Source organism: Micromonospora sp. MA102, from assembly GCF_025460765.1.
GTDB lineage: Bacteria > Actinomycetota > Actinomycetes > Mycobacteriales > Micromonosporaceae > Micromonospora > Micromonospora halotolerans.
This window is the reverse complement of record NZ_JAMWEG010000001.1, coordinates 39187-63485: the sequence shown is the minus strand read 5'-3', so window position 1 is coordinate 63485 and position 24299 is coordinate 39187. Positions and strand designations below refer to the sequence as shown.

The window sequence follows — 24299 nt, the reverse complement described above, 5'->3', positions numbered from 1 at the left end:
GCATGAAGGAATACCTCCTCCTCGCACTCGCCCTGCTCGGCGTGCTGATCCTCGGCGGCCTCAGCCTCGTGGTGCCCCGCTTGCGCCGGCGCCCCGAGCCGCCGCTGCCGGAGACGGAGGTCGACACCCGGGCCGAGGAGGACCTGGCCGGGCCCCCGGTCGAGGCGGCCGAGTCGGACCTGCGCACCGGCGTGCTGGTCGAGCCGCCGCCGGTGGTCGAGGCGCCGCCGCTGCCCACCATCGAGGTCCCCGAGCCCACCGCCGGCCGGCTGGTGCGGCTGCGCTCCCGGCTGTCCCGCTCGCAGAACGTCTTCGGCAAGGGCCTCCTCGGCCTGCTCAGCCGGGACCGCCTCGACGAGGACACCTGGGAGGAGATCGAGGACAGCCTGATCACCGCCGACGTCGGCGTCGACTCCACCCGCGAGATCGTCGACCGGCTGCGCGAGCGGACCCGGGTGCTCGGCACCCGCTCGGTCGGCGAGCTGCGCACCCTCCTCGCCACCGAGCTGGTCAACGCGCTCGACCCGACGCTCGACCGGTCCCTGAAGACCGAGCCCAAGGAGGGCGTGCCGGCGGTGCTGCTGGTGGTCGGGGTCAACGGCGCGGGCAAGACCACCACCTGCGGCAAGATCGCCCGGGTGCTCATCGCGGACGGCCGGACCGTGCTGCTCGGCGCGGCCGACACCTTCCGGGCCGCCGCCGCCGACCAGCTGGAGACCTGGGGCGGCCGGGTGGGCGCGGAGACCGTCCGCGGCCCCGAGGCCGCCGACCCGGCCAGCGTCGCCTTCGACGCGGTCAAGCGCGGCATCGACACGAAGGTCGACACGGTGCTGGTGGACACCGCGGGCCGGCTGCAGAACAAGGTCGGCCTGATGGACGAGCTGGGCAAGGTCAAGCGGGTGGTCGAGAAGCACGGCCCGATCGACGAGACCCTGCTGGTGCTCGACGCCACCACCGGCCAGAACGGCCTGGAGCAGGCCCGGGTCTTCACCGAGGTGGTCAACGTGACAGGCGTGGTGCTGACCAAGCTCGACGGCACCGCCAAGGGGGGCATCGTGATCGCCGTGCAGCGCAAGCTGGGCATCCCGGTCAAGCTGGTCGGCCTCGGCGAGGGCCCGGACGATCTGGCCCCGTTCGACCCGGCGCAGTTCGTCGACGCGCTGCTCGGCACCGAGCCGCTCGCCCGGGACGCGTAGCCTCGACGTGACGACTGACGATCGCGCCTACGCGGGGTGGCGCGACCCCAGCCACCCGTCGCCACGCCTCGGGAGACCGTACGTGACTTCGCAGGAGATCCCGCTCCACGGCGGGAACGTGAGCACCGTGGTCCGTGTGGGCGACACCGTCCGGCGCAACGCCGGCCCGTGGACCCCCTCGGTCCACGCGCTGCTGCGCCATCTGGAGTACGTCGGCTTCACCGGCGCGCCCCGCGCCCTCGGCATGGACGAGCGCAACCGGGAGGTCCTGTCGTACCTGGAGGGGGAGTGCGGGGAGTACCCGCTGGCCCCGCACTGGGTCACGGACGAGGCCCTGGTCACCGTGGCGACCATGCTGCGGATGTTCCACGACGCCCAGTACGGCTTCACCCCGCCGCCGGGGGCGGTCTGGCGCTCGTTCGGCCCGCCCCCGCCGGACACCGAGGTGATCTGCCACCACGACGCCGCCCCGCACAACGTGATCTGGCGGCCCGACGGCACGCTCGGGCTGATCGACTTCGACCTGGCCTCGCCCGGCGCCCGGATCTACGACGTGGCGTACGCGGCCTGGACCTGGGTGCCGATCTTCTCCGACCGGGACTCGATCACCCTCGGCTGGAAGCACCCGGACCGGCCGCGCCGGCTGCGCCTCTTCGCCGACGCGTACGGGCTGATCCCCCGGGACCGGCACCGGCTGATCCGGACCATCCGCAAGCGGATCGTCGACCACGTCGAGGGCATCCGACGGATGGCCGCGGCCGGCGAGCCGGCGTTCGTCCGGATCGTGCACAAGGGCCACCTGCGCCGGCCGATGCGCGACCTGCGGCTGCTCGACTACGAGCGGCACGCCCTGGAGAACGCGCTGCGCTGACCCGCGCACAGGCCCGGTGCACCCCGGGGTTCTCCCCAGGCATGATCGTCTTTCTTCACACGCCGGAAACAACGCGTCACGCGTCGGAAATCGAGCGGTGTCGGTGAAGGAAACAGCCGCCGAGCAAGCTTCCGCGCAACCGGCGTACGGGCGACGCTGCCCCGGAAGCCGCGAAGGAGGAGACTTCACCTTTAGGAGGCCAGCGTGCCTGAAGCACCGACGATCGACGGCGGCAACACCGTTTGGCTGCTGGTTTCGACCGCTCTCGTGCTGCTCATGACCCCCGGCCTGGCGCTGTTCTACGGCGGCCTGAACCGGGCCAAGGGCGTGCTCAACATGATGATGATGAGCTTCTCGGCCATCGGGCTCATCTCCGTGCTGTGGTGGTTCTACGGTTTCAGCGTCGCCTTCGGGACCGACGTCAACGGTTTCTGGGGCGACCCCGCCGCGTACCTGGGCACCAAGACCTTCCTGGCGGAGACCGACCTCTGGGGCGCCACGGCGGAGAACCCCAGCGGCATCGGCGTCCCGCTGTACGTGTTCATGGCGTTCCAGATGGTCTTCGCGGTGATCACCGTCGCGCTGATCAGCGGCGCCATCGCCGACCGGGCGAAGTTCGCCGGCTGGCTGCTGTTCGCCTTCGGCTGGGCCACCCTGGTCTACTTCCCGGTGGCGCACTGGGTGTGGGGCGGCGGCATCATCGGCGCCAAGCTCCACGCACTCGACTTCGCCGGCGGCACGGCCGTGCACATCAACGCCGGCGCGGCGGCGCTCGGCGTGGCCCTGGTGCTCGGCAGACGGGTCGGCTGGCCCCGCGAGGGCATGAAGCCGCACAACATCCCACTGGTCGCGCTCGGCGCCGGCCTGCTCTGGTTCGGCTGGTTCGGCTTCAACGCCGGCTCGGAGCTGACCGTCGACTCGGTGGCCGGCCTGGCCTTCCTCAACACCCAGCTCGCCACCGCGGCCGCGGTGCTCGGCTGGCTGGCGATCGAGTGGATCAAGGACGGGCGGCCGACCATGGTCGGCGCGTCCTCCGGTGCCGTGGCCGGCCTGGTCGCCATCACCCCGGCCTGCGGCTTCATCGCCCCGTGGGCGGCCGTCCTGCTCGGCATCGTCGCCGGTGCGGTCTGCGCGCTCGCCATCAGCCTGAAGTACCGGCTCGGCTACGACGACTCCCTCGACGTGGTGGGCGTGCACTTCGTGGGCGGCTGGATCGGGTCGCTGTGGCTCGGTCTCTTCGCCACCAACTCGGTCAACGGCGCGATCAGCGGCGTGGTGGGCGCCTCCGACGGCCTCCTCTACGGCGGCGGCCTGACCCAGCTCGGCCGGCAGGCCCTGGCCGGCATCATCGTCACCGTGTGGTCGGCCGGCATCGCCTGGCTGCTCGCCTTCGCCATCGAGAAGACGATCGGCTTCCGGGTGGCGGCCGAGGCCGAGGTCGACGGCATCGACGTCGCCGAGCACGCGGAGAGCGCGTACGACCTGTCGCCCACCACGGGTGGCAGCGCCGGAGGCGCGTTCGCCATGGCCGGGATCGGCGCGAGCAGGCCGGCCCCGGAGCCCACCGACCCGGCGGAGGAGCCCGCCGAGCCGGTCAGCGAGAAGGTCGCCGGTTAACGTTCCTGGGATGGAGGGGTTGGACATGAAGCTGGTGACCGCGGTCATCAAGCCGTACCAGCTGGACGCGGTGAAGGAGGCCCTGCACGCCCTCGGCGTGGCCGGCCTGACCGTCAGCGAGGTCCAGGGCTACGGCCGGCAGAAGGGGCACACCGAGGTCTACCGGGGTGCCGAGTACACCGTCGAGTTCCTGCCCAAGATCCGGGTCGAGGTGCTCACCGACGAGATGGACGTCGACAAAATCGTCGACGCCATCGTGGGCGCCGCCCGCACCGGCAAGATCGGCGACGGCAAGGTCTGGGTGACCGGCGTCGAGGAGGTCGTCCGGGTGCGTACCGGCGAGCGCGGGCTCGACGCCCTCTGACGCCGGATCCGACCGACGTGACCTCGTTGACCACGCCGACCGGCCCCACCGGGGACGGCACGCCCGTGGTCAACGAGGTCGCCGGCGTACCCGGTGGGGTCGGCGCCGCGGCGCGCGCGGCCCGGGCCGACGCCCTGGACGCCTGGCTGCGCGGCATCTTCCCCCACCGGGAGGGCATCGCGCTGGTCGCGGTCGGCGGGCTGGGCCGCCGCCAGTGCGCGCCGCACGGCGACCTCGACCTGGTGCTGCTGCACGCCGGGGTGCCCGGCACCGACGAGCTGGCCGCCTCGCTCTGGTATCCGATCTGGGACGCCGGGCTGCGGCTGGACCACTCGGTGCGCACCGTCGCCGAGGCGCTGTCGGTGGCCCAGGACGACGTCAAGGTCGCCCTCGGCCTGCTCGACGCCCGGCACGTGGCCGGCGACCCGGTGCTGGCCGACCAGCTCGTCCGCACCGCCGCCGACCACTGGCGGCGCACCGCCGTCCGCCAGCTCCCGAAGCTGCGGGAAATCACCACCGCCCGCTGGGAGGCCCACGGCGAGCTGGCCTTCCTGCTCGAAGGCGACGTCAAGGAGGCCGCCGGCGGGCTGCGCGACGTCGGCCTCCTGCGGGCCATCGCCACCGCCGGCGTCACCGACGCCCTCCGCCCCGCCGTGCACGCCGCGCACCGGCGGCTGCTGGACACCCGCGACGCCCTGCACCAGCAGGTCGGCCGCCGGGTCGACCGGCTGGTCGCCCAGGAACGCGACGGCGTCGCGAAGCTGCTCCTGCTGGAGGAGGGCGACGCGCTGCTGCGCCGGGTGGCCGGGGACGCCCGGACCGTCAGCCACGCCCTCGACGACGCCTGGCGGGCCGCCGACCGGCTCCGCGCCGGCCGGCACCGGAGCGCCGCCGGCCGGCCGCTGCGCCGCCCGGTCGCCCGGGACGTGGTCGAGCAGGACGGCGAGCTGGTCCTCGCCCGCACGGCGATCGGCGCCCGCCCCGACCCGAGCCTGTCGCTGCGGGTCGCCGCCGCGGCGGCCACCACCCGGCTGCCCATCGCCCGGGCCACCTGCGAGTGGCTGGCCGCGTACTGCCCGCCGCTGCCCGCGCCCTGGCCGCCGGCCGCCCGGGCCGCGCTGATCACCCTGCTCGGGGCCGGTCCCGGCCTGGTGCCCGCCTGGGAGACCTGCGACCGGTACGGGCTCATCGACGGCTGGCTGCCCGAGTGGACCCGGCTGCGCAGCCTGCCCCAGCACAACCCGGTGCACCGGTTCACCCTGGACCGGCACCTGGTGCAGGCCGCGTACGAGGCGAGCCGGCACACCCGTGACGTGGACCGCCCGGACCTGCTGCTGCTCGGCGCGTTCCTGCACGACATCGGCAAGGGACTGCCGGGCGACCACAGCACCGTGGGCGCACCCCTGGCGGAGGCGGTGGCCGCCCGGATCGGGCTGCCCGCCGACGAGGCGGCGCTGATCGCCAAGCTGGTCCGGCTGCACCTGCTGCTGCCCGACGTGGCCACCCGGCGGGACCTCTCCGACCCGAAGACCGTCGCCGGGGTCGCCGAGCGGGTCGGCGACACCACCACCCTGGACCTGCTGCACGGCCTGGTCCGGGCCGACGCCGCGGCCACCGGGCCGGCCGCCTGGTCGGGCTGGAAGGGGCGGCTGGTCGCCGAACTGGTCGCCCGGGTGCGGACCGCCCTGGACACCGGCGTGGTCCCCGCCCCACCGGCCCCCGACCCGGCGGTGGTCGCCGGGCCGCTGCCGGTCGTACACGTGGGGGAGGACCGGGTGTCGGTGGCCGCGGCCGACCGGCGGGGGCTGCTCGCCACGGTGGCCGGCTGCCTGGCCCTGCACCGGCTGGAGGTGATCTCCGCGGACGCCGCCACCGTCGACGGCCGGGCCCTGGTGCAGTGCCGGGTGCAGCCGCGCTACGGCCTGGCCCCCGACCCGATCGCGCTCACCGCCGACCTGCGCCGCGCGGTCACCGGCGACGTCTCGGTCACCCAGCGGCTGCGCGGCCGGGCCCTCGCCGCGCGGGCCCGGGGCGCCGCGCCCCGGGTGGTCTGGCACCGCGAGGCCGCCACCGACGCGGTGCTGCTGGAGCTGCGCGCCGCCGACGCCGCCGGGCTGCTCTACCGGGTCACGTGCGCCCTCGACGAGGCCGGCGCCCAGGTGCGGGCCGCCCGGATCTCCACCCTCGGCGGCGACGTGGTGGACGCCTTCTACCTGGTCGGCGGCTGGCCGCCGGAGGCGGAACGGTCCCGCGTCGAGGCCGCCGTGCTGGCCGCCGTGTAAGCAGGGCCCTCCGGACACTACGTCCGGCGGCGTAGGCGCGGAGCCGCTCGCGGGGCGACGTGCCGGGGCCCGTCCGGCGGGACGCTCGGTGGCATGAACCTGCCAGTGCAGACCGAAGGGCTCACCAAACGGTACGGCGGCCTGACCGCCGTGCACGATCTCCAGCTGACCGTCCGGGCCGGCGAGGTGTACGGCTTCCTCGGCCCCAACGGCGCCGGCAAGACCACCACCCTGCGCATGCTGCTCGGGCTGGTCCGGCCCACCGCCGGCACGGTCCGGCTGCTCGGCCGGCCACCCGCCGCCGGCCGGCTCACCGGGGTCGGGGCGCTGATCGAGGGGCCGGCCTTCTACCCGTACCTCTCCGGCCGGGAGAACCTGCGGGTGCTGGCCTGCTACGCCGGGGTCGGCGCCGACCGGGTCGCGCTCGTGCTCGACCTGGTCGACCTCACCGACCGGGCCGGCGACCGCTACGCCGGCTACTCGTTGGGCATGAAGCAGCGGCTCGGTGTGGCCGCCGCGCTGCTGAAGGATCCCCGCCTGCTCATCCTGGACGAGCCGACCAACGGACTCGACCCGGCCGGCATGGCGGACATGCGCACGCTGATCCGCCGGCTCGGCGCGGCCGGCTGCACGGTGCTGGTCTCCAGCCACCTGCTCGGCGAGGTCGAGCAGGTGTGCGACCGGGTCGGCGTGATCGCCCGCGGCCGGCTGGTCGCCGAGGGCAGCGTCGCCGAGCTGCGCGGTGCTGCCGGGCTGCGGCTGCTCGCCGAGCCGCTGGACGCGGCGGCCGCCCGGGCGCGGGAACTGGTCGGCGCCGATCGGGTCCGGGTGGTCGACGGCGGGCTGGAGCTGGCCGTCGAGCCGGACCGCGCCGCCTGGCTCAACACCGAGCTGGTCGGGGCCGGGCTCGCCGTGCGCGAGCTGCGTCCCCGGGAACGGGACCTGGAGCAGGTCTTCTTCGACCTCGTGGAGAGGGGAACGGCCGATGTCGCGTAGCTTCCGCGCCGAGACGGTCAAGCTCGTCCGACGGCCGGCCAGCTGGCTGCTGCTGGCCATCACGCTGGTGCTCTCGCTGATCTTCACCTACGTCTTCCCGTACGCGGGCGTCGCGGGCGGCACCGACGGCCCGAACTCCGGCCGCGCCCTGCCCGCGCTGCTCCCCGACCAGCTGGTCGGCAACTCCCTCGGCGGCCTCCCCGTCTTCCTCGGCTCGATCCTGCTGATCCTCGGCGTGCTCACGGTCGGCGGCGAGTACGGCTGGGGCACCTGGAAGACGGTGCTGACCCAGGGCCCGACCCGGCTGGAGGTGTACGCGGGCAAGCTGCTCGCCCTCGCCGCCGCCGCGCTGGCCGTGGTGCTGGCCGTCTTCGCGGTCGGCGCGGTCGCCAGCCTGCTCATCGCGTCCGCCGAGGCGCAGCCGGTGACCTGGCCGTCGGTCGGCGACCTGCTCACCGGGATCGGGGCGGGGTGGCTCATCGCGACGATGTGGGCCATGCTCGGTGCCGTGCTGGCCGTCGCGCTGCGCGCCGTGGCGCTGCCGGTCGGGCTGGGCCTGGTGTGGATGCTCGCCGTGCAGAACCTGCTCGCCGCGATCGCCGCGCCACTTGTCGACTGGGTGGCGAAGGCGCAGGAGGGACTGCCCGGGCCGAACGCCGGGTCGCTGGCCGCCGCGCTCGGCGCGCCGGGGGACACGCCCGGAGTGGCGGCCGCCGTCGGCGGCGGGCAGGCGGCCGTGGTGGTGGCCGCGTACCTGGTCGGGTTCGCGGCCGTCGGCGCGGTGCTGCTGCGCCGACGGGACATCGGCTGAGGCGGGGCGGGGGAGGGGACGTGGACCGCGAGCGTGGCGACCGGGGCCGCCGGCTCCTGGACGGCCTCGTCGCCCTGGCCCTGCTGGTGATCGGGCTGGCCGGCACCGCGCCGGCGGGCCACAACCAGGGCATTGAAGCCGGGCCGGGTGCCTACCCACTGGTCGTGGTGGCCGCGCTCGCGGTGGCCGTCCGCCGGATCTGGCCGCTGGCCACCCTGGCGGTGGTCACCGCGGCGAGCACCGCCTACCTGGCCCTCGGCTACCCGTACGGGCCGATCCTGCTGTCGTTCTTCGTGGCGGTCTACACGGTGGCCGCGTACCGGCCGATCCGGCTCGCGGCGGTGGCCAACGGTGTGGCGCTGCTCGTGCTGCTCACGCACGTCTTCGTCGGGGTGCGCCCGCCCGGCGTGGTCGGGCTGATGCCGGCCGCCGCCTGGATCGTGGTGCCGTTCGCGGTGGGCGTCACCGTGCGGCTCGGCCGGGAGAACGCGGCGCGCAGCCGCACCGACGAGGCACGCCGGCTGGCCGACGCCGAGCGGCTGCGGGTGGCCCGGGAGGTGCACGACGTGGTCGGCCACGGGCTCGCCGCGATCCACCTCCAGGCCGAGATCGCCCTGCACCTGCTCGCCCGCAAGCCCGAGCAGGCCGAGGCGGCGCTCACCGCGATCAGCCGCACCAGCAAGGAGGCGCTCGACGAGCTGCGGGTCACGCTGACCGTGGTCCGCCGCGACGAGGCCGCCGACGAGCGCGCCCCCACGCCCGGGCTGGCCCAGCTCCCGCAGTTGCGCGAGCGGCTGGCCGGCGCGGGGCTCCCGGTCACCGTCGAGGTGGACGGTGCGCCGCGCCCGCTCCCGGTCGCGGTGGACCTGGCCGCGTACCGGGTGGTGCAGGAGGCGCTGACCAACGTGCTGCGGCACGCCGGACCGGCCACGGCCACCGTCCGGATCCGGTACGCGCCGACCGAGGTCGCCGTGGAGGTCACCGACACGGGCCGCGGCGCGGCCACCCCGGCGAACGGGCCCGGCTACGGGCTGGCCGGCATGCGGGAGCGGGTCACCGCCCTGGGCGGCGTGTTCGCCGCCGGCCCCGCCTCCGCCGGTGGCTTCCGGGTGTCCGCCACACTGCCCGTGGAGGAGGTCACATGATCCGTGTGCTGCTCGCCGACGACCAGGACCTGGTCCGGATCGGCCTGCGTGCCCTGGTGGAGAGCGAGGACGACCTCACCGTGGTCGGGGAGGCCGCCGACGGGCTCGCCGCCGTCGCGGCGGCCCGCCGGGAACGCCCCGACGTGGTGCTGATGGACGTCCGGATGCCCGGCGTCGACGGCATCGAGGCGACCCGCCGGATCGTCGCCGACCCCGCGCTGGCCGGCACCCGGGTGGTCGTGCTGACCACCTTCGAGCTGGACGAGTACGTCTTCGACGCGCTCCGGCACGGCGCCAGCGGCTTCCTCACCAAGGACACCCGCCCGGCCGAGCTGCTGCGGGCCATCCGGCTGGTCGCCGAGGGGGAGGCGCTGCTCTCCCCGTCGGTGACCCGGCGGGTGGTCCGGGAGTTCGCCACCCGGCCGGCCCGGGTGCCCCGCCCGCACCCCCGGCTCGACGCTCTCACCGACCGGGAACGCGAGGTGGTGGGCCTGGTCGGCGAGGGGCTGAGTAACGTCGAGATCGCCGAGCGGCTGGTCGTCAGCCCGGCGACCGCGCGGACCCACGTCAGCCGCGCCATGGTCAAGCTGGGCGCCCGGGACCGGGCCCAGCTGGTGGTCTTCGCGTACCAGTCGGGCCTGGTCGCCTCCTGACCCACCGGCGCTCGGCCCCGGAGGGAGCGCGGGGGTTCTGGATGTTCCTGTCCGTCGCTACGAACGTGATGTCGTGAACGATTCAGCCCGAGGCGGTGCGGATCGGGCGGCGCCGATCCGGCCCCGCGGGTCGGCCGGCACGAGGCGGACGCCTCCGTGGTGAGTCATCCACGTCATCACGTTCCTAGCGGCGAAGACTGCGGCGACCTCGGCCACCCGGGGCCGCCGTCGCCAGCCGCGACCGACCGTAGAACCGGCACGCCGCCCGATTCCCGCCTCTTCCTGCTGTCGCCTTCCCACTGCTCAAGACCATGGGTCCGGACATTGAGACTCCGGAAGATCTTGGTACGAAATGGCCCTCTGAGGGGCCATTTCGTACCAAGATCTCCGGGCGGGCCGGGCGGTCCGGGCGGGCCGGGTGGCTGCCCGTCGGTGGCGGGCGGTGGGGCGGTTAGGGGCGGCGATTAGGGGCGGCGCGGAGCGGGGCGGGCCGGCGGGAGGCAGTGCGTGGGCAGGACCGTTACCCTTGCGGGTAGCCGGACGTGTTCGTGCCGGCCGACTGTGCTCGCCACACCGACAAACGGGATGTTTGCGTGTTTGACACCTTGAGTGACCGCCTGTCCGGGATCTTCACCAAGCTCCGCGGCAAGGGTCGGCTCACCGACGCCGACATCGACGCCACCGCGCGCGAGATCCGCATGGCGCTGCTGGAGGCCGACGTCGCCCTGCCGGTGGTCAAGGGTTTCATCGCGGCCGTCAAGGAGCGGGCGCGCAGCGCCGAGGTCTCTCAGGCGCTCAACCCGGCCCAGCAGATCATCAAGATCGTCAACGAGGAGCTGATCAACGTCCTCGGCGGCGAGGGGCGGCGGCTCCAGTTCGCCAAGCACCCGCCGACCGTGATCATGCTGGCCGGTCTCCAGGGTTCCGGCAAGACCACCCTCGCCGGCAAGCTGGCCCGCTGGCTCAAGGCGCAGGGCCACCAGCCGCTGCTGGTCGCCGCCGACCTCCAGCGCCCCAACGCCGTCGGGCAGCTCCAGGTGCTCGGTGGCCGGGCCGGCGTCGAGGTGTACGCCCCGGAGCCCGGCAACGGCGTCGGCAACCCGGTGCAGGTCGCGCGCGACTCGATCGAGCACGCCCGGCGGGCCGCCCGGGACATCGTCATCGTCGACACGGCCGGCCGCCTCGGCATCGACGCCGAGATGATGCAGCAGGCCGCCGACATCCGCGACGCGGTCCAGCCCGACGAGGTCATCTTCGTCATCGACGCCATGGTCGGTCAGGACGCGGTCCGCACGGCCGAGGCGTTCCGCGACGGCGTCGGCATCACCGGCGTGGTCCTCTCCAAGCTTGACGGTGACGCCCGCGGTGGCGCCGCCCTGTCGGTCCGGGAGGTCACCGGGCAGCCGATCCTGTTCGCCTCCACCGGCGAGAAGCTGGAGGACTTCGACGTCTTCCACCCCGACCGGATGGCCAGCCGGATCCTCGGCATGGGCGACGTCCTCACTCTGATCGAGCAGGCCGAGGCGGCCTTCGACTCCGATCAGAAGGAGAAGATGACCGCCAAGCTGATGGGCGGCGAGCAGTTCACCCTGGAGGACTTCCTCGACCAGCTCATCGCGGTCCGGCGGATGGGCCCGATCGCCAACGTGCTGGCCATGATGCCCGGCATGGGGCAGATGAAGGACCAGCTCGCCGAGCTGGACGACAAGCACTTCGACCGGGTCACCGCGATCATCCGGTCGATGACGCCGGCCGAGCGCACCACCCCGAAGATCATCAACGGCTCCCGCCGGGCCCGCATCGCCAGCGGCTCCGGCGTCACCGTGATGGACGTCAACCAGCTGCTCAACCGCTTCGCCGAAGCGCAGAAGATGATGAAGCAGATGGGCGGCATGATGGGCCTGCCCGGCGGCGGCCGGCGCAAGGCGACCAAGTCGCCGAAGAACAAGCGCAAGGGCACCAAGGGCGGCGGGCGGCCGCGCACCGGCGCCGGGGTGCCGGGCGGCTTCCCGGGCGGCATGCCGCAGCTCCCGCCGGGCCTCGACCCGGGCGACCTGGCCGGCGGCCAGGGCCTGCCGCCGGGCTTCAAGCTGCCGAAGATCGACTTCAACAAGCTCGGCAAGGGCGGTGACAAGGGCCCGCGTTGACGCGTGTCGGTGACGGCCCCGTCCCCTCCCGGGGGCGGGGCCGTCGGCGTACCGCGGCGGGCTCGTGACGCGCCCGCGGGAGTGATCGGGTAGGACTGTGCACATGGCTCTGCATGTGCGCGGTGTGCTCCTGCCGGACGACGAGGTCCGGGACGTCTGGCTGGTCGGCGACCGGGTCACCTTCGAACCGGTGCCCGGCGCCGAGACGGTCGTCGACGGCGGCTTCGTGCTGCCCGGCCTGACCGACGCCCACTGCCACATCGGCATCGCCCGCGGCGGCGCCCCGATCACCTCCCTCGACCAGGCCCGCGAGTTGGCCCGAACCGACCGGGACGCCGGCGTGCTGGCCATCCGCGACGCCGGCTCGCCGTACCCGTACCCGGAACTCGACGACGAGGCGGACCTGCCGCGCCTGGCCCGCGCCGGCCGGCACGTCGCGCCGCCGAAGCGCTACCTGCGCGACATCGGCGTGGAGGTCGGCGCAGCCGAGGTGGCCGCGACGGTGGCCGCGCAGGCCGCCGCCGGCAACGGCTGGGTCAAGCTGGTCGGCGACTGGATCGACCGCGGGGTCGGTGACCTGGCGCCGGCCTGGGACGCCGACACGATGACCGCCGCGGTCGCCGCGGCGCACGCCGCCGGTGCGCGCGCGGCCGTGCACACCTTCTCCGAGTCGGCCGTGGAGATCATGGTGCGGGCCGGGGTGGACTCGGTGGAGCACGGCACCGGGCTGAGCCTCGACCTCGTCGACCTGATGGCCCGGCAGGGCACCGCGCTGGTGCCCACGATGATCAACATCCGCACCTTCGGTCACATCGCCGAGCAGGCCCGCGCGAAGTTCCCCGGGTACGCCGACCACATGCTCGCCCTGCGTGACCGGTTCCCCGAGGTGGTCCGCGCCGCGCACGAGGCCGGGGTGCCGATCTACGTGGGCACCGACGCGGGCGGCGGCATCGACCACGGGCTGGCCGCCGAGGAGATGCTGCTCCTGCACGAGCAGGCCGGGATGTCCGCCGAGGACGTGCTCGCCGCCGCCTCCTGGCGGGCCCGCGAGTGGCTCGGCTTCCCCGGCCTGGTCGAGGGCGGCCTGGCCGACCTGACCGTCTACCCCGAGGACCCCCGCCGCGACCTGCGGGTGGTCCGCGCCCCGTCGCGCATCATCCTCCGTGGCCGCGTCCTTCCCATCCCTCGCTGATCAGGAGGTCCGGGTCGGCGGCCGGGCCGTCGCGACCGTCCTGATCAACCCGCCGGCCGGGTGGCGGCCGTGTGGAAGAGGTGCAGGGCCAGGGTCGCCAGCTGGTCGGCGGTCTCGTCGACCGGCGACCGGGGGAGCACGATGTGGCTGACCACCAGGCGGACGATCGTGTCGGCGGCGAAGGCCCGGGCCGCGCGGTCGCCCTCCGGCAGGTGCCGGTCGGCCCACTCCAGCAGGGCCGCGGACGACTCGGCCAGCACCAGCTCGGACCGGGTGGTCAGGTAGGGCAGCAGCTCGTCGGAGCCGCCCCGGGCGCTGGTGAGGATCGCCTTGACCAGCGGGTTGTCCGCGGCGGCGGCGAGGGTGTGGCGGATGGCCGCGTACGCCGCGGCCCGCACGTCGGCGCCGTGCGCGTCGAGGGCGGCGCGGACCTCCCCGACGAAGCGGTCCACCTCGCGCCGGGCGAGCGCCTCGGCCAGGCCGGCCTTGCTGCCGAACTCGTTGTAGACGGTCTGCCGGCTCACCCCGGCGGCCTGCGCCACCCCGCCCATGCGGACGCCGTCCCAGCCCGCGGCGATCGTCTGCGCGCGGGCGGCGTCCACGATCGTGTCCCGCAGCCGCGGCGTCGACACCTCCGGCTCGGCGCGTCCCGCGCCGCGCCGTGACCCGTCGCGCGACACCTCCGGCTCGGCGCGTTTCGCGTGGCGCGGCGGCCGGGCGCCGGCATCTGGAAGCTCACCCATCGTCGTCGAAGTCTACGGTCGGTCGGCGCGACACGACGCGCGCCGACTCCCGGGCGCAGCGGCCGCCCGCCCGGCGCATAGGATGTGCGGTCATGGCACGCGTGCTCACTCCCCGTGCGGAGGACTTTCCCCGCTGGTACCAGGACCTGATCGCCAAGGCGAAGCTCGCCGACAACGGCCCGGTGCGGGGCACCATGGTCATCCGACCGGCGGGCTACGCCATCTGGGAGCGGATGCAGGCCGAGATGGACGCCCGGATCAAGGCAGCCGGCGCGGAGAACGCGTACTTCCCGCTCTTCATCCCGGAGAGCTACCTCAAGCGCGAGGCCGAGCACGTCGAGGGCTTCTCGCCGGAGCTGGCCGTCGTCACCCACGGTGGTGGCAAGCAGCTCGCCGAGCCGGTGGTGGTCCGCCCCACCAGCGAGACGGTGATCGGCGAGTTCATGGCCAAGTGGATCGACTCCTACCGGGACCTGCCGCTGCTGCTCAACCAGTGGGCGAACGTGGTCCGCTGGGAGCTGCGCCCCCGGATCTTCCTCCGCACCAGCGAGTTCCTCTGGCAGGAGGGCCACACCGCGCACGCCACCCGGGAGGACGCCCGGGCCTACGCCCGCCGGATCCTGCACGAGGCGTACGAGGACCTGATGGTCAACGTGCTCGGCATCCCCGTGGTGGTCGGCCTGAAGACCGCCCGCGAGCGCTTCGCCGGCGCCACCGCCACCTACACGTGCGAAGGCATGATGGGCGACGGCAAGGCGCTCCAGTTGGGCACGAGCCACGAGCTGGGGCAGAACTTCGCCAAGGCCTTCGACATCAGCTACTCCTCGGCCGAGGGCGGCCGGGAGCACGCCTGGACCACCTCGTGGGGCACCTCCACCCGGATGCTCGGCGGGCTGATCATGTGCCACGGCGACGACAACGGCCTCCGCGTGCCGCCGAAGCTGGCGCCGGTCCAGGCGTACGTGATGGTCGTCAAGGACGGCGAGGGCGTCGGCGAGGCGGCGGCCAAGCTGCGCGACGCGCTGCGCGACGCCGGCGTCCGGGTCGCGCTGGACGACCGGACCGACACGGCGTTCGGCCGCCGCGCGGTCGACGCCGAGCTGCGCGGTTACCCGGTGCGCGTCGAGGTCGGCCCCCGCGACCTGGCTGCCGGCAACGCGGTGGTGGTGCGGCGTACGGACGGCTCGAAGGCCCCGGTCCCGGTCGCCGACGTGGTGGGCGCGGTGCTCGCCGCGCTGGAGGCGGACCAGCAGACGCTGCACGACCAGGCGCTGGCGTTCCGGCAGTCCCGGACCGTCGAGGTCGGCACGCTGGCCGAGGCGCTCGAGGCGGCCGCCACCGGCTGGGCCAAGGTGCCGTGGTCGGAGGTCGGCGTCCAGGGCGAGGCCGAGGCGAACGGCCAGGGCGTCACCGTCCGGTGCCTGCTCCGTGCCGACGGCTCGGTGCCCGACTCCGAGGACGAGCCGGACCTGGTCGCCATCCTCGCCCGCGCCTACTGAGGTGCGTCCGGGCGACCCCGCCGGCCGGTTCGCGCCCGGGCGGTTGATCATGCATCGCAACGTGCGGCACGGCCGGATCGGTTGGGTCCGGTCGTCCCGCGTGGTCCTCGACGACGACCGGGGGCTGCTGCTCTGGGTGGCCCGGAGCAGCCCGGTGGCGCACGAGGTGACCGAGGCGGGGCTGGGGATGCGGGTCGTGCCGTTCGCCGAGTGGATCACCTCGTCCTACCGGCTCGCCCAGGGGCGCTGGAACGGGCCGCCGGTGTTGAAGTTCCTGCCCACCGGCGCCGCCCATTCGGTCTGGTGGTTCCGGGACGACCGGGGCCGGTTCAAGAACTGGTACGTCAACCTGGAGGAGCCCGGCATCCGCTGGGACGACGGCACGGTGGCCGGGGTCGACATGGTCGACCAGGACCTCGACGTGGTGGTCCACCCGGACCTGAGCTGGGAGTGGAAGGACGAGGACGAGTTCGTCGAGCGCCTGGCCTTTCCGCAGCACTACTGGGTGCCGGACGAGAAGGCGGTCCGGGCCGAGGGGGAGCGGGTGATCCGGATCGCCGAGGCCGGCGAGTTCCCCTTCGACGGCACCTGGTGCGACTTCACCCCACCCGCCGACTGGGACGTACCGGACGAACTGCCGCCCGGCTGGGACCGGCCGCCGGTCCGCTGACGCTGTGTCGTTCGTCACCGGCGGGGGCGACCCGGCCGGGCTGTCCGGGTCCGGTGTGAGAGATCCGGGTGGGATCTGGCAGAATGGGTCGCTGGTATCCGGCGCGCGTCCGGCGCCCTCTAACCCGGGCGCGTCGCCAGTTAACCGAGCAGTCTCCGGCCCAACCCCACTGTGCCGGGCGGCGCTCACCCGCCACACCGCCCGTACCGGGCCGGTGAAATCGCAACAGGAGCGAAACAACTGTGGCCGTAAAGATCCGGCTCCTGCGGATGGGCAAGATCCGCAACCCGCAGTACCGCATCGTCGTCGCCGACTCGCGCACCAAGCGTGACGGTCGCGCCATCGAGTTCGTCGGTGTGTACCAGCCGAAGGAGGACCCTTCGGTGATCGAGGTCAAGTCGGAGCGGGTCCAGTACTGGCTGTCGGTCGGCGCGCAGCCGAGCGAGGCCGTGCAGCGCCTGCTGGAGCTGACCGGTGACTGGCAGAAGTTCAAGGGCCTGCCGGCCCCGCCGCCGCTGAAGGTCGCCGCGGAGCGGGCCGACCGCAAGGCGGCGTACGAGGCCGAGGCGAAGGCCGCCGCAGGCGTGGCGGACACCCCGGCCCCGGCCAAGAAGGCCGCCAAGGCCCAGGCGCCGGCCGCCCAGGCCCCGGCCGCTCAGGCCGAGGCGCCGAAGGCCGAGGAGCAGACCGGTGCCGAGTCCGGCGAGCAGGCCTGACATGGCACTGCGTCCGGCCCTGGAGCACCTGGTCAAGGGGATCGTCGACCACCCGGACGACGTCCGGGTGCGCATGGTCGACTCCCGCCGGGGCAAGCGGCTCGAGGTCCGCGTGCACCCGGAGGACCTCGGCACGGTGATCGGGCGGTCCGGCCGGACCGCCAAGGCGCTGCGCCAGGTGATCGGCTCCATCGGTGGGCGCGGGGTACGCGTCGACATCGTCGACTCGTACTGATGCTTCTCATCGTCGGCCGGATCGGCAAGCCGCACGGCATCCGCGGTGAGGTCACCGTGGAGGTGCGGACCGATGAGCCCGAAGCACGTTTCGCGCCGGGGTCGGTGCTCGTCACCGACCCCGGCGCGGTCGCGCCTCCGGCGCCCGGGGCCTACCGGGTGCCGGAGAAGTTGACCATCGAGGCCGCCCGCTGGCACCAGGGACGGCTGCTGGTCGCCTTCGAGGGCGTGCTCGGCCGCGACGTCGCCGAGGCGCTGCGCGGCACCCTGCTCGGCGTGGACAGCGCCGAGGTCGCTCCGCCGGAGGACCCGGAGGAGTTCCTCGACCACCAGCTGGTCGGGCTGGCCGTGGTGACCCCGGCCGGCGAGCGGCTGGGCGAGGTGGCCCGGATCGACCACGCCCCCGCCTCCGACCTGCTGGTGCTGCGGCGCCCCGAGGGCCGCACCGCGCTCATCCCGTTCGTCAAGGCGATCGTCCCCGAGGTCGACGTCGCGGGCGGACGCGTGGTGGTGGAGCTGCCCGCCGGGCTGCTCGACCTCTGACTGGAGCCACCCCCTCATGCGCGTCGACATCGTGTCGATCTTCCCCGAGTACTTCGCCCCGCTGGACCTGTCGCTGATCGGCAAGGCCCGGGCGGGCGGCACGCTGCGGCTGGCCGTACACGATCTGCGGACCTGGACCCACGACGTGCACCGCACGGTCGACGACACCCCCTACGGCGGCGGTCCCGGCATGGTGATGCGGCCGGAGCCGTGGGGCGAGGCCCTCGACGCCCTGGCCCCCGACGAGCTGAGCCCGGACGGGCACACCCTGCCCCGGCTGCTCGTCCCGTCGCCGGCCGGCGTCCCGTTCACCCAGGCCACGGCACACGAGCTGGCCGCCGAGTCGCACCTGCTGTTCGCCTGCGGCCGCTACGAGGGCATCGACCAGCGGGTGCTCGACCACGCGGCGACCCGGATGCGGGTGACCGAGGTCTCGCTGGGCGACTACGTGCTCTTCGGCGGCGAGGTGGCCGTGCTGGTCATCCTGGAGGCGGTCACCCGGCTGCTGCCCGGGGTGCTCGGCAACGCCGGCTCGCTGGACGAGGAGTCGCACGCCCACGGGCTGCTGGAAGCCCCCATGTACACGAAGCCGGCGGAGTGGCGCGGGCACGAGGTGCCCGAGGTGCTCCGCTCCGGCGACCACGGGAGGATCGCCCGCTGGCGGCGCGACGAGGCGCTGCTGCGGACGGCGGCCCGCCGCCCCGACATGATCTCCGCGCTGCCGCCGGAGAGCCTGGACAAGCGGGACCGGGCGGCCCTGGACCGGGGTGGATTTCAGCCCCGGCCGGGTGATGTGGCAAAGTAGAGGGGTTGCCGCTTCCGTCCACGCCGTGGACGGAAGCGAGGACCCTCGACCGGGGTCGGCGTCGCCGGCCACCACCCGGGGGTCAGAATCACCCATCCGCGCATCGACTGACGATGCGCCGTGAGCCTCACGAGGACGCAGCGATGAACATCCTGGACGCCCTTGACGCCCAGTCGAAGCGCGTTGACCTGCCCGACTTCCGCGCCGGTGACACCGTGAAGGTGCACGCGCGGGTCGTCGAGGGCAACCGGTCCCGGGTCCAGATCTTCCAGGGCGTCGTCATCCGCCGCCAGGGTGACGGTCTCCGCGAGACCTTCTCGGTTCGCAAGATCAGCTTCGGCGTGGGTGTGGAGCGCACCTACCCGCTGAACAGCCCGGCCCTCGACCGGATCGAGGTCGTGACCCGCGGCGACGTGCGGCGCGCCAAGCTCTACTACCTGCGTGAGCTGCGGGGCAAGAAGGCCAAGATCAAGGAGCTGCGCGAGAAGCAGCCGGCGAGCTGAATTTCCCCTCGCCACGCCGCCTGACCTGTGCGGATGTCGTATCGACCGGAGCGCATTACCCTGGTCGTACGGGCGCCGGGGGACGGCGCACCGCGCCCACTCGACGCGGTGTCACAGCGGTCCACTACCGCCCGTGGGGTCTCTACAGGAGACTCCCGGGCGGTAGTGTCGTTTCCGCGGACCGGAGAGTGGCATGGTGCAGATGCTTGACGAGGACGGCACCGTCGACCCATGGCGCCGACGGCGGCGCACCCGCCGGCAGATGCCGCTGTGGCAGGAGCTGCCCCTCCTCCTCGTCGTCGCCTTCTGCCTCGCGGTGCTGATCCGCACCTTCCTGCTCCAGGCGTTCTTCATCCCGTCCGGGTCGATGGAGAACACCCTGCTCGTCGGCGACCGGGTGCTGGTCAACAAGGTCGTCTACGACGTCCGCGACCCGGTCCGCGGCGAGGTGGTCGTGTTCCGGGGCACTGACCGGTGGGTCGCCCAGGAGGCCCCCGCGCCGCCGACCAACTTCGCCGGCAAGGTCGGCCGCACGCTCGGTGACCTGGTCGGCGTCAGCCGCCCGGGCGAGAAGGACTTCATCAAGCGGGTCATCGGGGTGCCCGGTGACCGGGTGTGGTGCTGCGACAAGGGCCGGGTCGTGGTCAACGGCGTGCCGCTGGAGGAGCAGGGCTACGTCTCCGAGGACTCGCCGGTCGAGCTGCCGCCGAACCCGAAGGAGTGCCGCTCCCGGCAGTTCACCGAGATCGTCGTGCCGCCGGGGCAGATCTTCGTGATGGGCGACCACCGGCTGGTCTCCCAGGACGCCCGGTGCCAGGGCCCGGTGCCGATCGACAACGTGGTCGGCCGGGCCTTCATGATCGTCTGGCCGTCCCAGCGCTGGACCACGCTGCCGGTCCCGGACACCTTCGACGACCTGCCGCAGCCGAACGCCGCGCCGGCCAGGCCGGCCCCGGTGGATCCCGACCCGGTGGGCGGCGTCGTGCTGATCCTCCCGGTCACGGCCGCGCTCTCCGTTCTCGCGCGTTCGGGGCGACTGCGCCGGGGGCGGGGACGTAGGCTCCACCCGTGATTGACGAGCAGACCGAGAAGCCGCGCAGTTCCTTCTGGAAGGAGCTGCCCATCCTCCTGGGCGTGGCGATCCTGGTCGCAGTGCTGGTTCGTGCCTTCGTGCTGCAGACCTTCTTCATCCCCTCGCCGTCCATGGAGAACACCCTCATGATCGACGATCGGGTGCTGGTCAACAAGCTGGTGTACGACTTCCGCTCGCCGCACCGCGGTGAGGTGATCGTGTTCAAGGCCCCCACCGAGTGGAGCGGCAACCCGCAGGGCGAGGACTTCATCAAGCGCGTGATCGGGGTCGGCGGGGACCACGTGGTCTGCTGCGACCGCACCGGCCCGCAGGAGCGGTTGATCATCAACGGCAAGCCGATCGACGAGCCGTTCATCTTCCCCGGCAACAAGCCCGCCGACCAGGATTTCGACATCACCGTGCCGAAGGACCGGCTCTGGGTGATGGGCGACCACCGGGAGGCCTCGGGGGACTCGCTGGAGCACTGGCAGCAGTCCGGCGAGGACATCACCGAGGCCACCATCCCGGAGGACCAGGTGATCGGGCGGGCCTTCACGATTTTCTGGCCGGTCGGCCGGGCGACCTGGCTCAGCGTGCCGGACCAGTTCGACGGCATCCCCAACCCCTGACTTGTCGGCCCGCCCCGATGACCACGCCCGCCCCCCGGAGAGCCGGAGGGCGTGGGCGTTCGTCGGAGGCGTCTGGCAGGCTTGTGCGGTGACCGTCTACACCCCTCGTCGCGCGGCCCGGGTGCTGCTCGTCGACGCGTCCGACCGGGTGCTGCTGTTCGAGGGCAGTGACCCGGCCCGGCCGGATCACCGCTACTGGTTCACCCCCGGCGGCGGCCTCGACCCGGGGGAGAGCCCGGCCGAGGGCGCGGCGCGGGAGCTGGCCGAGGAGACCGGGCTGCGGCTCGCCCCGGCCGAGCTGGGCGCCCCGGTCTGGACGGAGACGGTCGAGTTCCCTTTCGACGGGGTCTGGTACCGGCAGGAGCAGGAGTTCTTCCTGTACCGGGTGCCGACCTGGGAGGTCGACACGGCCGGCTTCGACGAGGTCGAGCAGGCCAGCGTGCACGGCCACCGCTGGTGGTCGGCCAGTGAGCTGGCCGCCACGACCGAGCGCCACTACCCGCCGGACCTGGCGGACCGGCTCGCCCGGGCGCTCGCCGGGGGCGTCCCGTGCTGACCCCGCCGCGCACTGTGGTGCGCCGTGACGGCGGCCTCTACGCGTTGGAGCGGGCGCTGCAACGGCGCGGCTTCCGGCACGTGGCCGGTGCCGACGAGGCGGGCCGGGGAGCCTGCGCCGGGCCGCTGGTGGCCGCCGCCGCGGTGCTGCCTGAGGGGCGGCGCGGCGAGATCGACGAGCTGGCCGACTCCAAGCTGCTCACCCCGACGGCCCGGGAACGGGTCTACGAGGAGGTCGTGGCGCGGGCCCTGGCGTACGCGGTGGTGATCATCCCCGCCGAGGAGGTCGACGCGCGCGGGCTGCACGTGTGCAACCTGGCCGCCATGCGCCGGGCGCTCGCCTCGTTGACCACGCGCCCGGAATACGTGCTGACCGACGGCTTCGGCGTGGACGGGCTGGACGTGCCCGGTCTGGCGGTCTGGAAGGGGGACCGGGTGGCCGCCTGCGTGGCGGCGGCGAGCGTGCTCGCCAAGGTCACCCGGGACCGGATCATGGTGGAACTGGACGAGCGGCACCCGGGCTACGGCTTCGCCGAGCACAAGGGCTACATCACTCCCGAGCACAGCGCCGCGCTGCGCGAGCGGGGGCCGTGCCGGGAACACCGCTTCTCGTACGTGAACGTGGCCACCGTCTCGGGCCGGGACGGCCGGCCGCCCCGGTCCCGCCGGCCGGCTGCCGGCAGCCCGGACGAGGTGCTCTTCGGCGGCCCGGACGGGGCGTTCGACGACGGTCCGGACGAGCCGATGGAGCGCTCCGACGCGGCAGGGGGTACCGTCGGCGTGGCGTTGGGCGAGCAGCCGCGACCTCCGGCGTCGGTGGGGGAAGATGTGGTCATGGAAGGCGGAGTGCGATGAGCGCGGAAGATCTCGAGAAGTACGAAACCGAGATGGAGCTGCAGCTCTACCGGGAGTACCGCGACATTGTCCGCCAATTCTCCTACGTGGTGGAGACCGAGCGCCGCTTCTACCTGGCGAACCAGGTCGACCTGCACGTGCGTAACTCGGACGGCGAGGTCTACTTCGAGGTCGAGATGCACGATGCCTGGGTGTGGGACATGTACCGCCCCGCCCGTTTCGTCAAGAATGTCCGCGTAATGACGTTCAAGGACGTCAATGTGGAAGAGCTCGAAAAGCCCGACATCTCGCTTCCCGCAGATTCCGGATTCGGCGGCTGACGCCAGCCGTCCCCGCGGCCGGCGGGCCCGAAGGCCCGGCCGACCGCCCGAGGCGGATCACTCCGCCAGCACGACCACCTCGACCCGCTGCACCAGGTTGTTCGCGAACCCGCCCCGGTTCCACGGCTGCTCCACCGGCTGGGTCCGCCCGGAGGCGTCGACCGCCCGGGCGCCCAGCACGTGCCGCCCCGGCGTCGCCCGCCACGACACCTGCCACCGCCGCCACGCCCACTCGCCCCCGGTGGGCTCGTCCAGGGTCGCCGGCACCCACGTCGTGCCGCCGTCGAAGGTCACCTCGACGGCCGTCACCGGCGCGTGCCCCGACCAGGCCCGACCGTCCACCGTGCACGGCCCCGGCCGCAGCACCCGGGTGCGCGACATGAAGTCCGGAAAGCCCGGCGGGCGGACCAGCGCGCGGGGCTCGATCCGGGTCACCGGCACGCCCGGGTCGTCGGCGTCCTGCCGCAGCCGGTACGCCACCGCGTTCTGGTAGCCGTCGAACGGCTCGGTCAGCACCCGGATGTCGCGCAGCCACTTGACGTGCGCCATGCCGTACCAGCCGGGCACGATCAGCCGCAGCGGCGCACCATGCTGCGGCAGCAGGGGAGCACCGTTCATCTCGTACGCCAGCAGCACCTCCTCGCGCAGCGCGTCCGCGACCGGCAGCGCCCGCTGGTAGTCCTGCTCGACGCCGCGTTCCACCCCGTGGTCCGCGCCGGTGAAGACCACGTCCACCGCGTCGGCCGCCAGCCCGGCCTCGCGGAGCAGCGGGGCCAGCGGGGTGCCGGTCCACTCGGCGTTGCCCACCGCCTCCACCAGCCACGGCTGGCTGACCGGGCGGGGGCTCAGCAGCGCCCGGCCGTTCCCCGCGCACTCCAGCGTCACCCGGTGGGTGACCCGGGGCCGCTCCCGCAGCGCCGCCAGGTCGAGGCGGAGCGGACGCGCGACCGCGCCGCCCACGGTCAGCGCGTGCGCCGCCGGGTCGACATCCGGGATGTCGTAGTGGATGAGCAGGTAGTGCAGCCCGGCCGGGGTCACGTCGTAGCGCAGCGCCTCCAGCGGGATGCCGTGGTTGCGCGCGGCCAACTGGAGTTCCTCGGCGCTGATCGCCTCGTCCGGGCCGGCGACCCGGGAGGGCCGGCTCACATCGTCCACGGTGGTCATCTCGCTGCTCCTCGGCCTGGTCAGGGGTGGGTGAGACGGTCGTAGCCGATGAACTCGAACATCGCCGCGCCCCGCTCCAGCGGGCGGGGCCGGCCGCCGAAGCGGTGCACGCCGACGCCGACCCGATCCGCCGGGCTGGTGACCGCGACCGGCGTGAAGCCCTCCTCGGCGAACCAGTCGCAGATGGCGGGCACCAGGTCCGGTTCGCCACGGTGCCGGGTCCAGAAGACCGTGCCGCCGGTGGCGCAGAGCGAGGCGCAGTGCCGCACGGTGGCCCGGATGTCGGCGTCGGTGACGTTCCCGAAGATGCCGCAGACCAGGACGAGGTCCGCCGGCACGAGGTCGGCGTACCGGTCGGTCGACGCGGCGTCCCCGACGACCACCTCCACGCCGGTCAGTCCCGCCTCGGCGGCGGCCCGCCGGGCCACCTCGGCGTTGCGGGGGTCCAGCTCCACGAGGCGGGCCGTCACGTCCCGGCCACGCGGATGGTCGGCGAGCACCGGGATCAGGTCCCGCCCCTGCCCGGCGCAGAGGCTGATCGCCCGCAGCGGACCGGGCGGCGCGCCGTCCAGCGCCTCGGCGATGCGGTCCCGCACCTCGGCGAGCCGCCGCGACAGGGAGGAATCGGGCTGGTCGTAGTCGGTGTGCCAGGCGTACCAGTCCTTCGTCACGCGGCCAGCATAGGCGGCACGCCGGTAGCAGATCCGTCCCGACGGT

Annotated in this window: 26 protein-coding genes; 23 read left to right on the top strand and 3 right to left on the bottom strand. The window is 73.7% G+C overall.

Annotation, left to right across the window (positions count from 1 at the left end; all coding sequences use genetic code 11):
- Positions 1-2: 2 nt before the first annotated feature.
- The 11 genes from ftsY to NFX44_RS00255 all read left to right on the top strand — a co-directional run bounded on the left by ftsY (position 3) and on the right by NFX44_RS00255 (position 13274).
- Entirely contained in the window at positions 3-1196 is a 1194-nt protein-coding gene (gene ftsY / locus NFX44_RS00305) for a signal recognition particle-docking protein FtsY (protein WP_262281427.1), read from the top strand.
- A 7-nt stretch (positions 1197-1203) separates the two neighbouring features.
- Positions 1204-2067 (top strand): aminoglycoside phosphotransferase family protein, encoded by an 864-nt coding sequence (locus NFX44_RS00300; RefSeq protein ID WP_262281426.1) that lies wholly within the window; start codon positions 1204-1206, stop codon positions 2065-2067.
- 204 nt (positions 2068-2271) lie between these two features.
- A complete protein-coding gene (locus NFX44_RS00295) occupies positions 2272-3684 on the top strand; it encodes an ammonium transporter (RefSeq protein ID WP_262281425.1) in 1413 nt (470 codons plus the stop codon).
- A gap of 25 nt (positions 3685-3709) precedes the next feature.
- Positions 3710-4048, top strand: coding sequence for a P-II family nitrogen regulator (locus NFX44_RS00290; protein WP_013284578.1), 339 nt, complete (start codon positions 3710-3712; stop codon positions 4046-4048).
- 17 nt (positions 4049-4065) lie between these two features.
- The gene (locus NFX44_RS00285; RefSeq protein WP_262281424.1) at positions 4066-6330 is read left to right on the top strand and encodes a [protein-PII] uridylyltransferase; all 2265 of its coding nucleotides are present in this window, start codon (positions 4066-4068) and stop codon (positions 6328-6330) included.
- A 93-nt stretch (positions 6331-6423) separates the two neighbouring features.
- Positions 6424-7326: an ABC transporter ATP-binding protein gene (locus NFX44_RS00280; RefSeq protein WP_262281423.1), complete on the top strand. Its 903-nt coding sequence runs from the start codon at positions 6424-6426 to the stop codon at positions 7324-7326.
- Positions 7316-8137, top strand: a complete 822-nt coding sequence (locus tag NFX44_RS00275; protein ID WP_262281422.1) for an ABC transporter permease — start codon at positions 7316-7318, stop codon at positions 8135-8137. The genes NFX44_RS00280 and NFX44_RS00275 overlap by 11 nt, the downstream gene beginning before the upstream one ends.
- 20 nt (positions 8138-8157) lie before the next feature.
- Positions 8158-9282 (top strand): sensor histidine kinase, encoded by a 1125-nt coding sequence (locus NFX44_RS00270; protein ID WP_262281421.1) that lies wholly within the window; start codon positions 8158-8160, stop codon positions 9280-9282.
- The gene (locus tag NFX44_RS00265) at positions 9279-9935 is read left to right on the top strand and encodes a response regulator transcription factor (protein WP_262281420.1); all 657 of its coding nucleotides are present in this window, start codon (positions 9279-9281) and stop codon (positions 9933-9935) included. Before NFX44_RS00270 ends, NFX44_RS00265 begins: the two co-directional genes overlap by 4 nt.
- Positions 9936-10528: 593 nt before the next feature.
- Positions 10529-12082 (top strand): signal recognition particle protein, encoded by a 1554-nt coding sequence (ffh, locus tag NFX44_RS00260; RefSeq protein ID WP_262281419.1) that lies wholly within the window; start codon positions 10529-10531, stop codon positions 12080-12082.
- Positions 12083-12185: 103 nt separating this feature from the next.
- Positions 12186-13274 (top strand): amidohydrolase family protein, encoded by a 1089-nt coding sequence (locus NFX44_RS00255; RefSeq protein ID WP_262281418.1) that lies wholly within the window; start codon positions 12186-12188, stop codon positions 13272-13274.
- Between the two features lie 44 nt (positions 13275-13318).
- Here the strand turns inward: NFX44_RS00255 and NFX44_RS00250 are convergent, their stop codons facing one another.
- On the bottom strand, positions 13319-13891 hold the full coding sequence (locus tag NFX44_RS00250) for a TetR/AcrR family transcriptional regulator (protein ID WP_262281980.1): 573 nt from the start codon (positions 13889-13891) through the stop codon (positions 13319-13321).
- Between the two features lie 218 nt (positions 13892-14109).
- On the opposite strand from NFX44_RS00250, the gene proS reads away from it, so the two are divergent.
- The 12 genes from proS to NFX44_RS00190 all read left to right on the top strand — a co-directional run bounded on the left by proS (position 14110) and on the right by NFX44_RS00190 (position 22418).
- Complete coding sequence (proS, locus tag NFX44_RS00245; RefSeq protein ID WP_262281417.1) at positions 14110-15516, top strand: proline--tRNA ligase; 1407 nt, start codon at positions 14110-14112, stop codon at positions 15514-15516.
- A 49-nt stretch (positions 15517-15565) separates the two neighbouring features.
- Positions 15566-16186: a DUF402 domain-containing protein gene (locus tag NFX44_RS00240; RefSeq protein WP_262281416.1), complete on the top strand. Its 621-nt coding sequence runs from the start codon at positions 15566-15568 to the stop codon at positions 16184-16186.
- 242 nt (positions 16187-16428) lie between these two features.
- Positions 16429-16902: a 30S ribosomal protein S16 gene (gene rpsP / locus NFX44_RS00235; protein ID WP_262281415.1), complete on the top strand. Its 474-nt coding sequence runs from the start codon at positions 16429-16431 to the stop codon at positions 16900-16902.
- Complete coding sequence (locus NFX44_RS00230) at positions 16877-17137, top strand: RNA-binding protein (RefSeq protein ID WP_030500803.1); 261 nt, start codon at positions 16877-16879, stop codon at positions 17135-17137. Before rpsP ends, NFX44_RS00230 begins: the two co-directional genes overlap by 26 nt.
- Complete coding sequence (rimM, locus tag NFX44_RS00225; RefSeq protein ID WP_262281414.1) at positions 17137-17679, top strand: ribosome maturation factor RimM; 543 nt, start codon at positions 17137-17139, stop codon at positions 17677-17679. Before NFX44_RS00230 ends, rimM begins: the two co-directional genes overlap by 1 nt.
- 16 nt (positions 17680-17695) lie before the next feature.
- Entirely contained in the window at positions 17696-18484 is a 789-nt protein-coding gene (gene trmD, locus NFX44_RS00220) for a tRNA (guanosine(37)-N1)-methyltransferase TrmD (RefSeq protein ID WP_262281413.1), read from the top strand.
- A gap of 143 nt (positions 18485-18627) precedes the next feature.
- Complete coding sequence (gene rplS, locus NFX44_RS00215; protein WP_262281412.1) at positions 18628-18987, top strand: 50S ribosomal protein L19; 360 nt, start codon at positions 18628-18630, stop codon at positions 18985-18987.
- 193 nt (positions 18988-19180) lie between these two features.
- On the top strand, positions 19181-20059 hold the full coding sequence (gene lepB / locus NFX44_RS00210; protein ID WP_262281411.1) for a signal peptidase I: 879 nt from the start codon (positions 19181-19183) through the stop codon (positions 20057-20059).
- Positions 20056-20688: a signal peptidase I gene (gene lepB, locus NFX44_RS00205; protein WP_262281410.1), complete on the top strand. Its 633-nt coding sequence runs from the start codon at positions 20056-20058 to the stop codon at positions 20686-20688. Before lepB (NFX44_RS00210) ends, lepB (NFX44_RS00205) begins: the two co-directional genes overlap by 4 nt.
- A gap of 88 nt (positions 20689-20776) precedes the next feature.
- Positions 20777-21244 carry an NUDIX hydrolase gene (locus NFX44_RS00200; protein WP_262281409.1) on the top strand — a complete coding sequence of 156 codons (468 nt, stop codon included), beginning with the start codon at positions 20777-20779 and terminating at the stop codon, positions 21242-21244.
- The gene (locus NFX44_RS00195; protein ID WP_262281408.1) at positions 21238-22098 is read left to right on the top strand and encodes a ribonuclease HII; all 861 of its coding nucleotides are present in this window, start codon (positions 21238-21240) and stop codon (positions 22096-22098) included. The genes NFX44_RS00200 and NFX44_RS00195 overlap by 7 nt, the downstream gene beginning before the upstream one ends.
- Positions 22095-22418 (top strand): DUF2469 domain-containing protein, encoded by a 324-nt coding sequence (locus NFX44_RS00190; protein ID WP_007075222.1) that lies wholly within the window; start codon positions 22095-22097, stop codon positions 22416-22418. The genes NFX44_RS00195 and NFX44_RS00190 overlap by 4 nt, the downstream gene beginning before the upstream one ends.
- A 57-nt stretch (positions 22419-22475) precedes the next feature.
- On the opposite strand, the gene NFX44_RS00185 is transcribed toward NFX44_RS00190, so the two are convergent.
- Positions 22476-23582, bottom strand: coding sequence for a sulfite oxidase (locus tag NFX44_RS00185; RefSeq protein ID WP_262281407.1), 1107 nt, complete (start codon positions 23580-23582; stop codon positions 22476-22478).
- A 20-nt stretch (positions 23583-23602) separates the two neighbouring features.
- Complete coding sequence (locus tag NFX44_RS00180) at positions 23603-24253, bottom strand: methyltransferase domain-containing protein (protein WP_262281406.1); 651 nt, start codon at positions 24251-24253, stop codon at positions 23603-23605.
- Between the last annotated feature and the right edge of the window lie 46 nt (positions 24254-24299).

Bases quoted from the DNA above. Each gene is read 5' to 3' on its own strand.
- NFX44_RS00185 (WP_262281407.1), bottom strand. From the start codon at position 23,582: ATGACCACCGTGGACGATGTGAGCCGGCCCTCCCGGGTCGCCGGCCCG.
- NFX44_RS00240 (WP_262281416.1), top strand. From the start codon at position 15,566: ATGCATCGCAACGTGCGGCACGGCCGGATCGGTTGGGTCCGGTCGTCC.
- NFX44_RS00280 (WP_262281423.1), top strand. From the start codon at position 6,424: ATGAACCTGCCAGTGCAGACCGAAGGGCTCACCAAACGGTACGGCGGC.
- proS (WP_262281417.1), top strand. From the start codon at position 14,110: ATGGCACGCGTGCTCACTCCCCGTGCGGAGGACTTTCCCCGCTGGTAC.
- NFX44_RS00290 (WP_013284578.1), top strand. From the start codon at position 3,710: ATGAAGCTGGTGACCGCGGTCATCAAGCCGTACCAGCTGGACGCGGTG.
- trmD (WP_262281413.1), top strand. From the start codon at position 17,696: ATGCGCGTCGACATCGTGTCGATCTTCCCCGAGTACTTCGCCCCGCTG.
- NFX44_RS00275 (WP_262281422.1), top strand. From the start codon at position 7,316: ATGTCGCGTAGCTTCCGCGCCGAGACGGTCAAGCTCGTCCGACGGCCG.
- rplS (WP_262281412.1), top strand. From the start codon at position 18,628: ATGAACATCCTGGACGCCCTTGACGCCCAGTCGAAGCGCGTTGACCTG.
- lepB (WP_262281411.1), top strand. From the start codon at position 19,181: ATGGTGCAGATGCTTGACGAGGACGGCACCGTCGACCCATGGCGCCGA.
- NFX44_RS00265 (WP_262281420.1), top strand. From the start codon at position 9,279: ATGATCCGTGTGCTGCTCGCCGACGACCAGGACCTGGTCCGGATCGGC.
- NFX44_RS00190 (WP_007075222.1), top strand. From the start codon at position 22,095: ATGAGCGCGGAAGATCTCGAGAAGTACGAAACCGAGATGGAGCTGCAG.
- rimM (WP_262281414.1), top strand. From the start codon at position 17,137: ATGCTTCTCATCGTCGGCCGGATCGGCAAGCCGCACGGCATCCGCGGT.
- ftsY (WP_262281427.1), top strand. From the start codon at position 3: ATGAAGGAATACCTCCTCCTCGCACTCGCCCTGCTCGGCGTGCTGATC.
- NFX44_RS00255 (WP_262281418.1), top strand. From the start codon at position 12,186: ATGGCTCTGCATGTGCGCGGTGTGCTCCTGCCGGACGACGAGGTCCGG.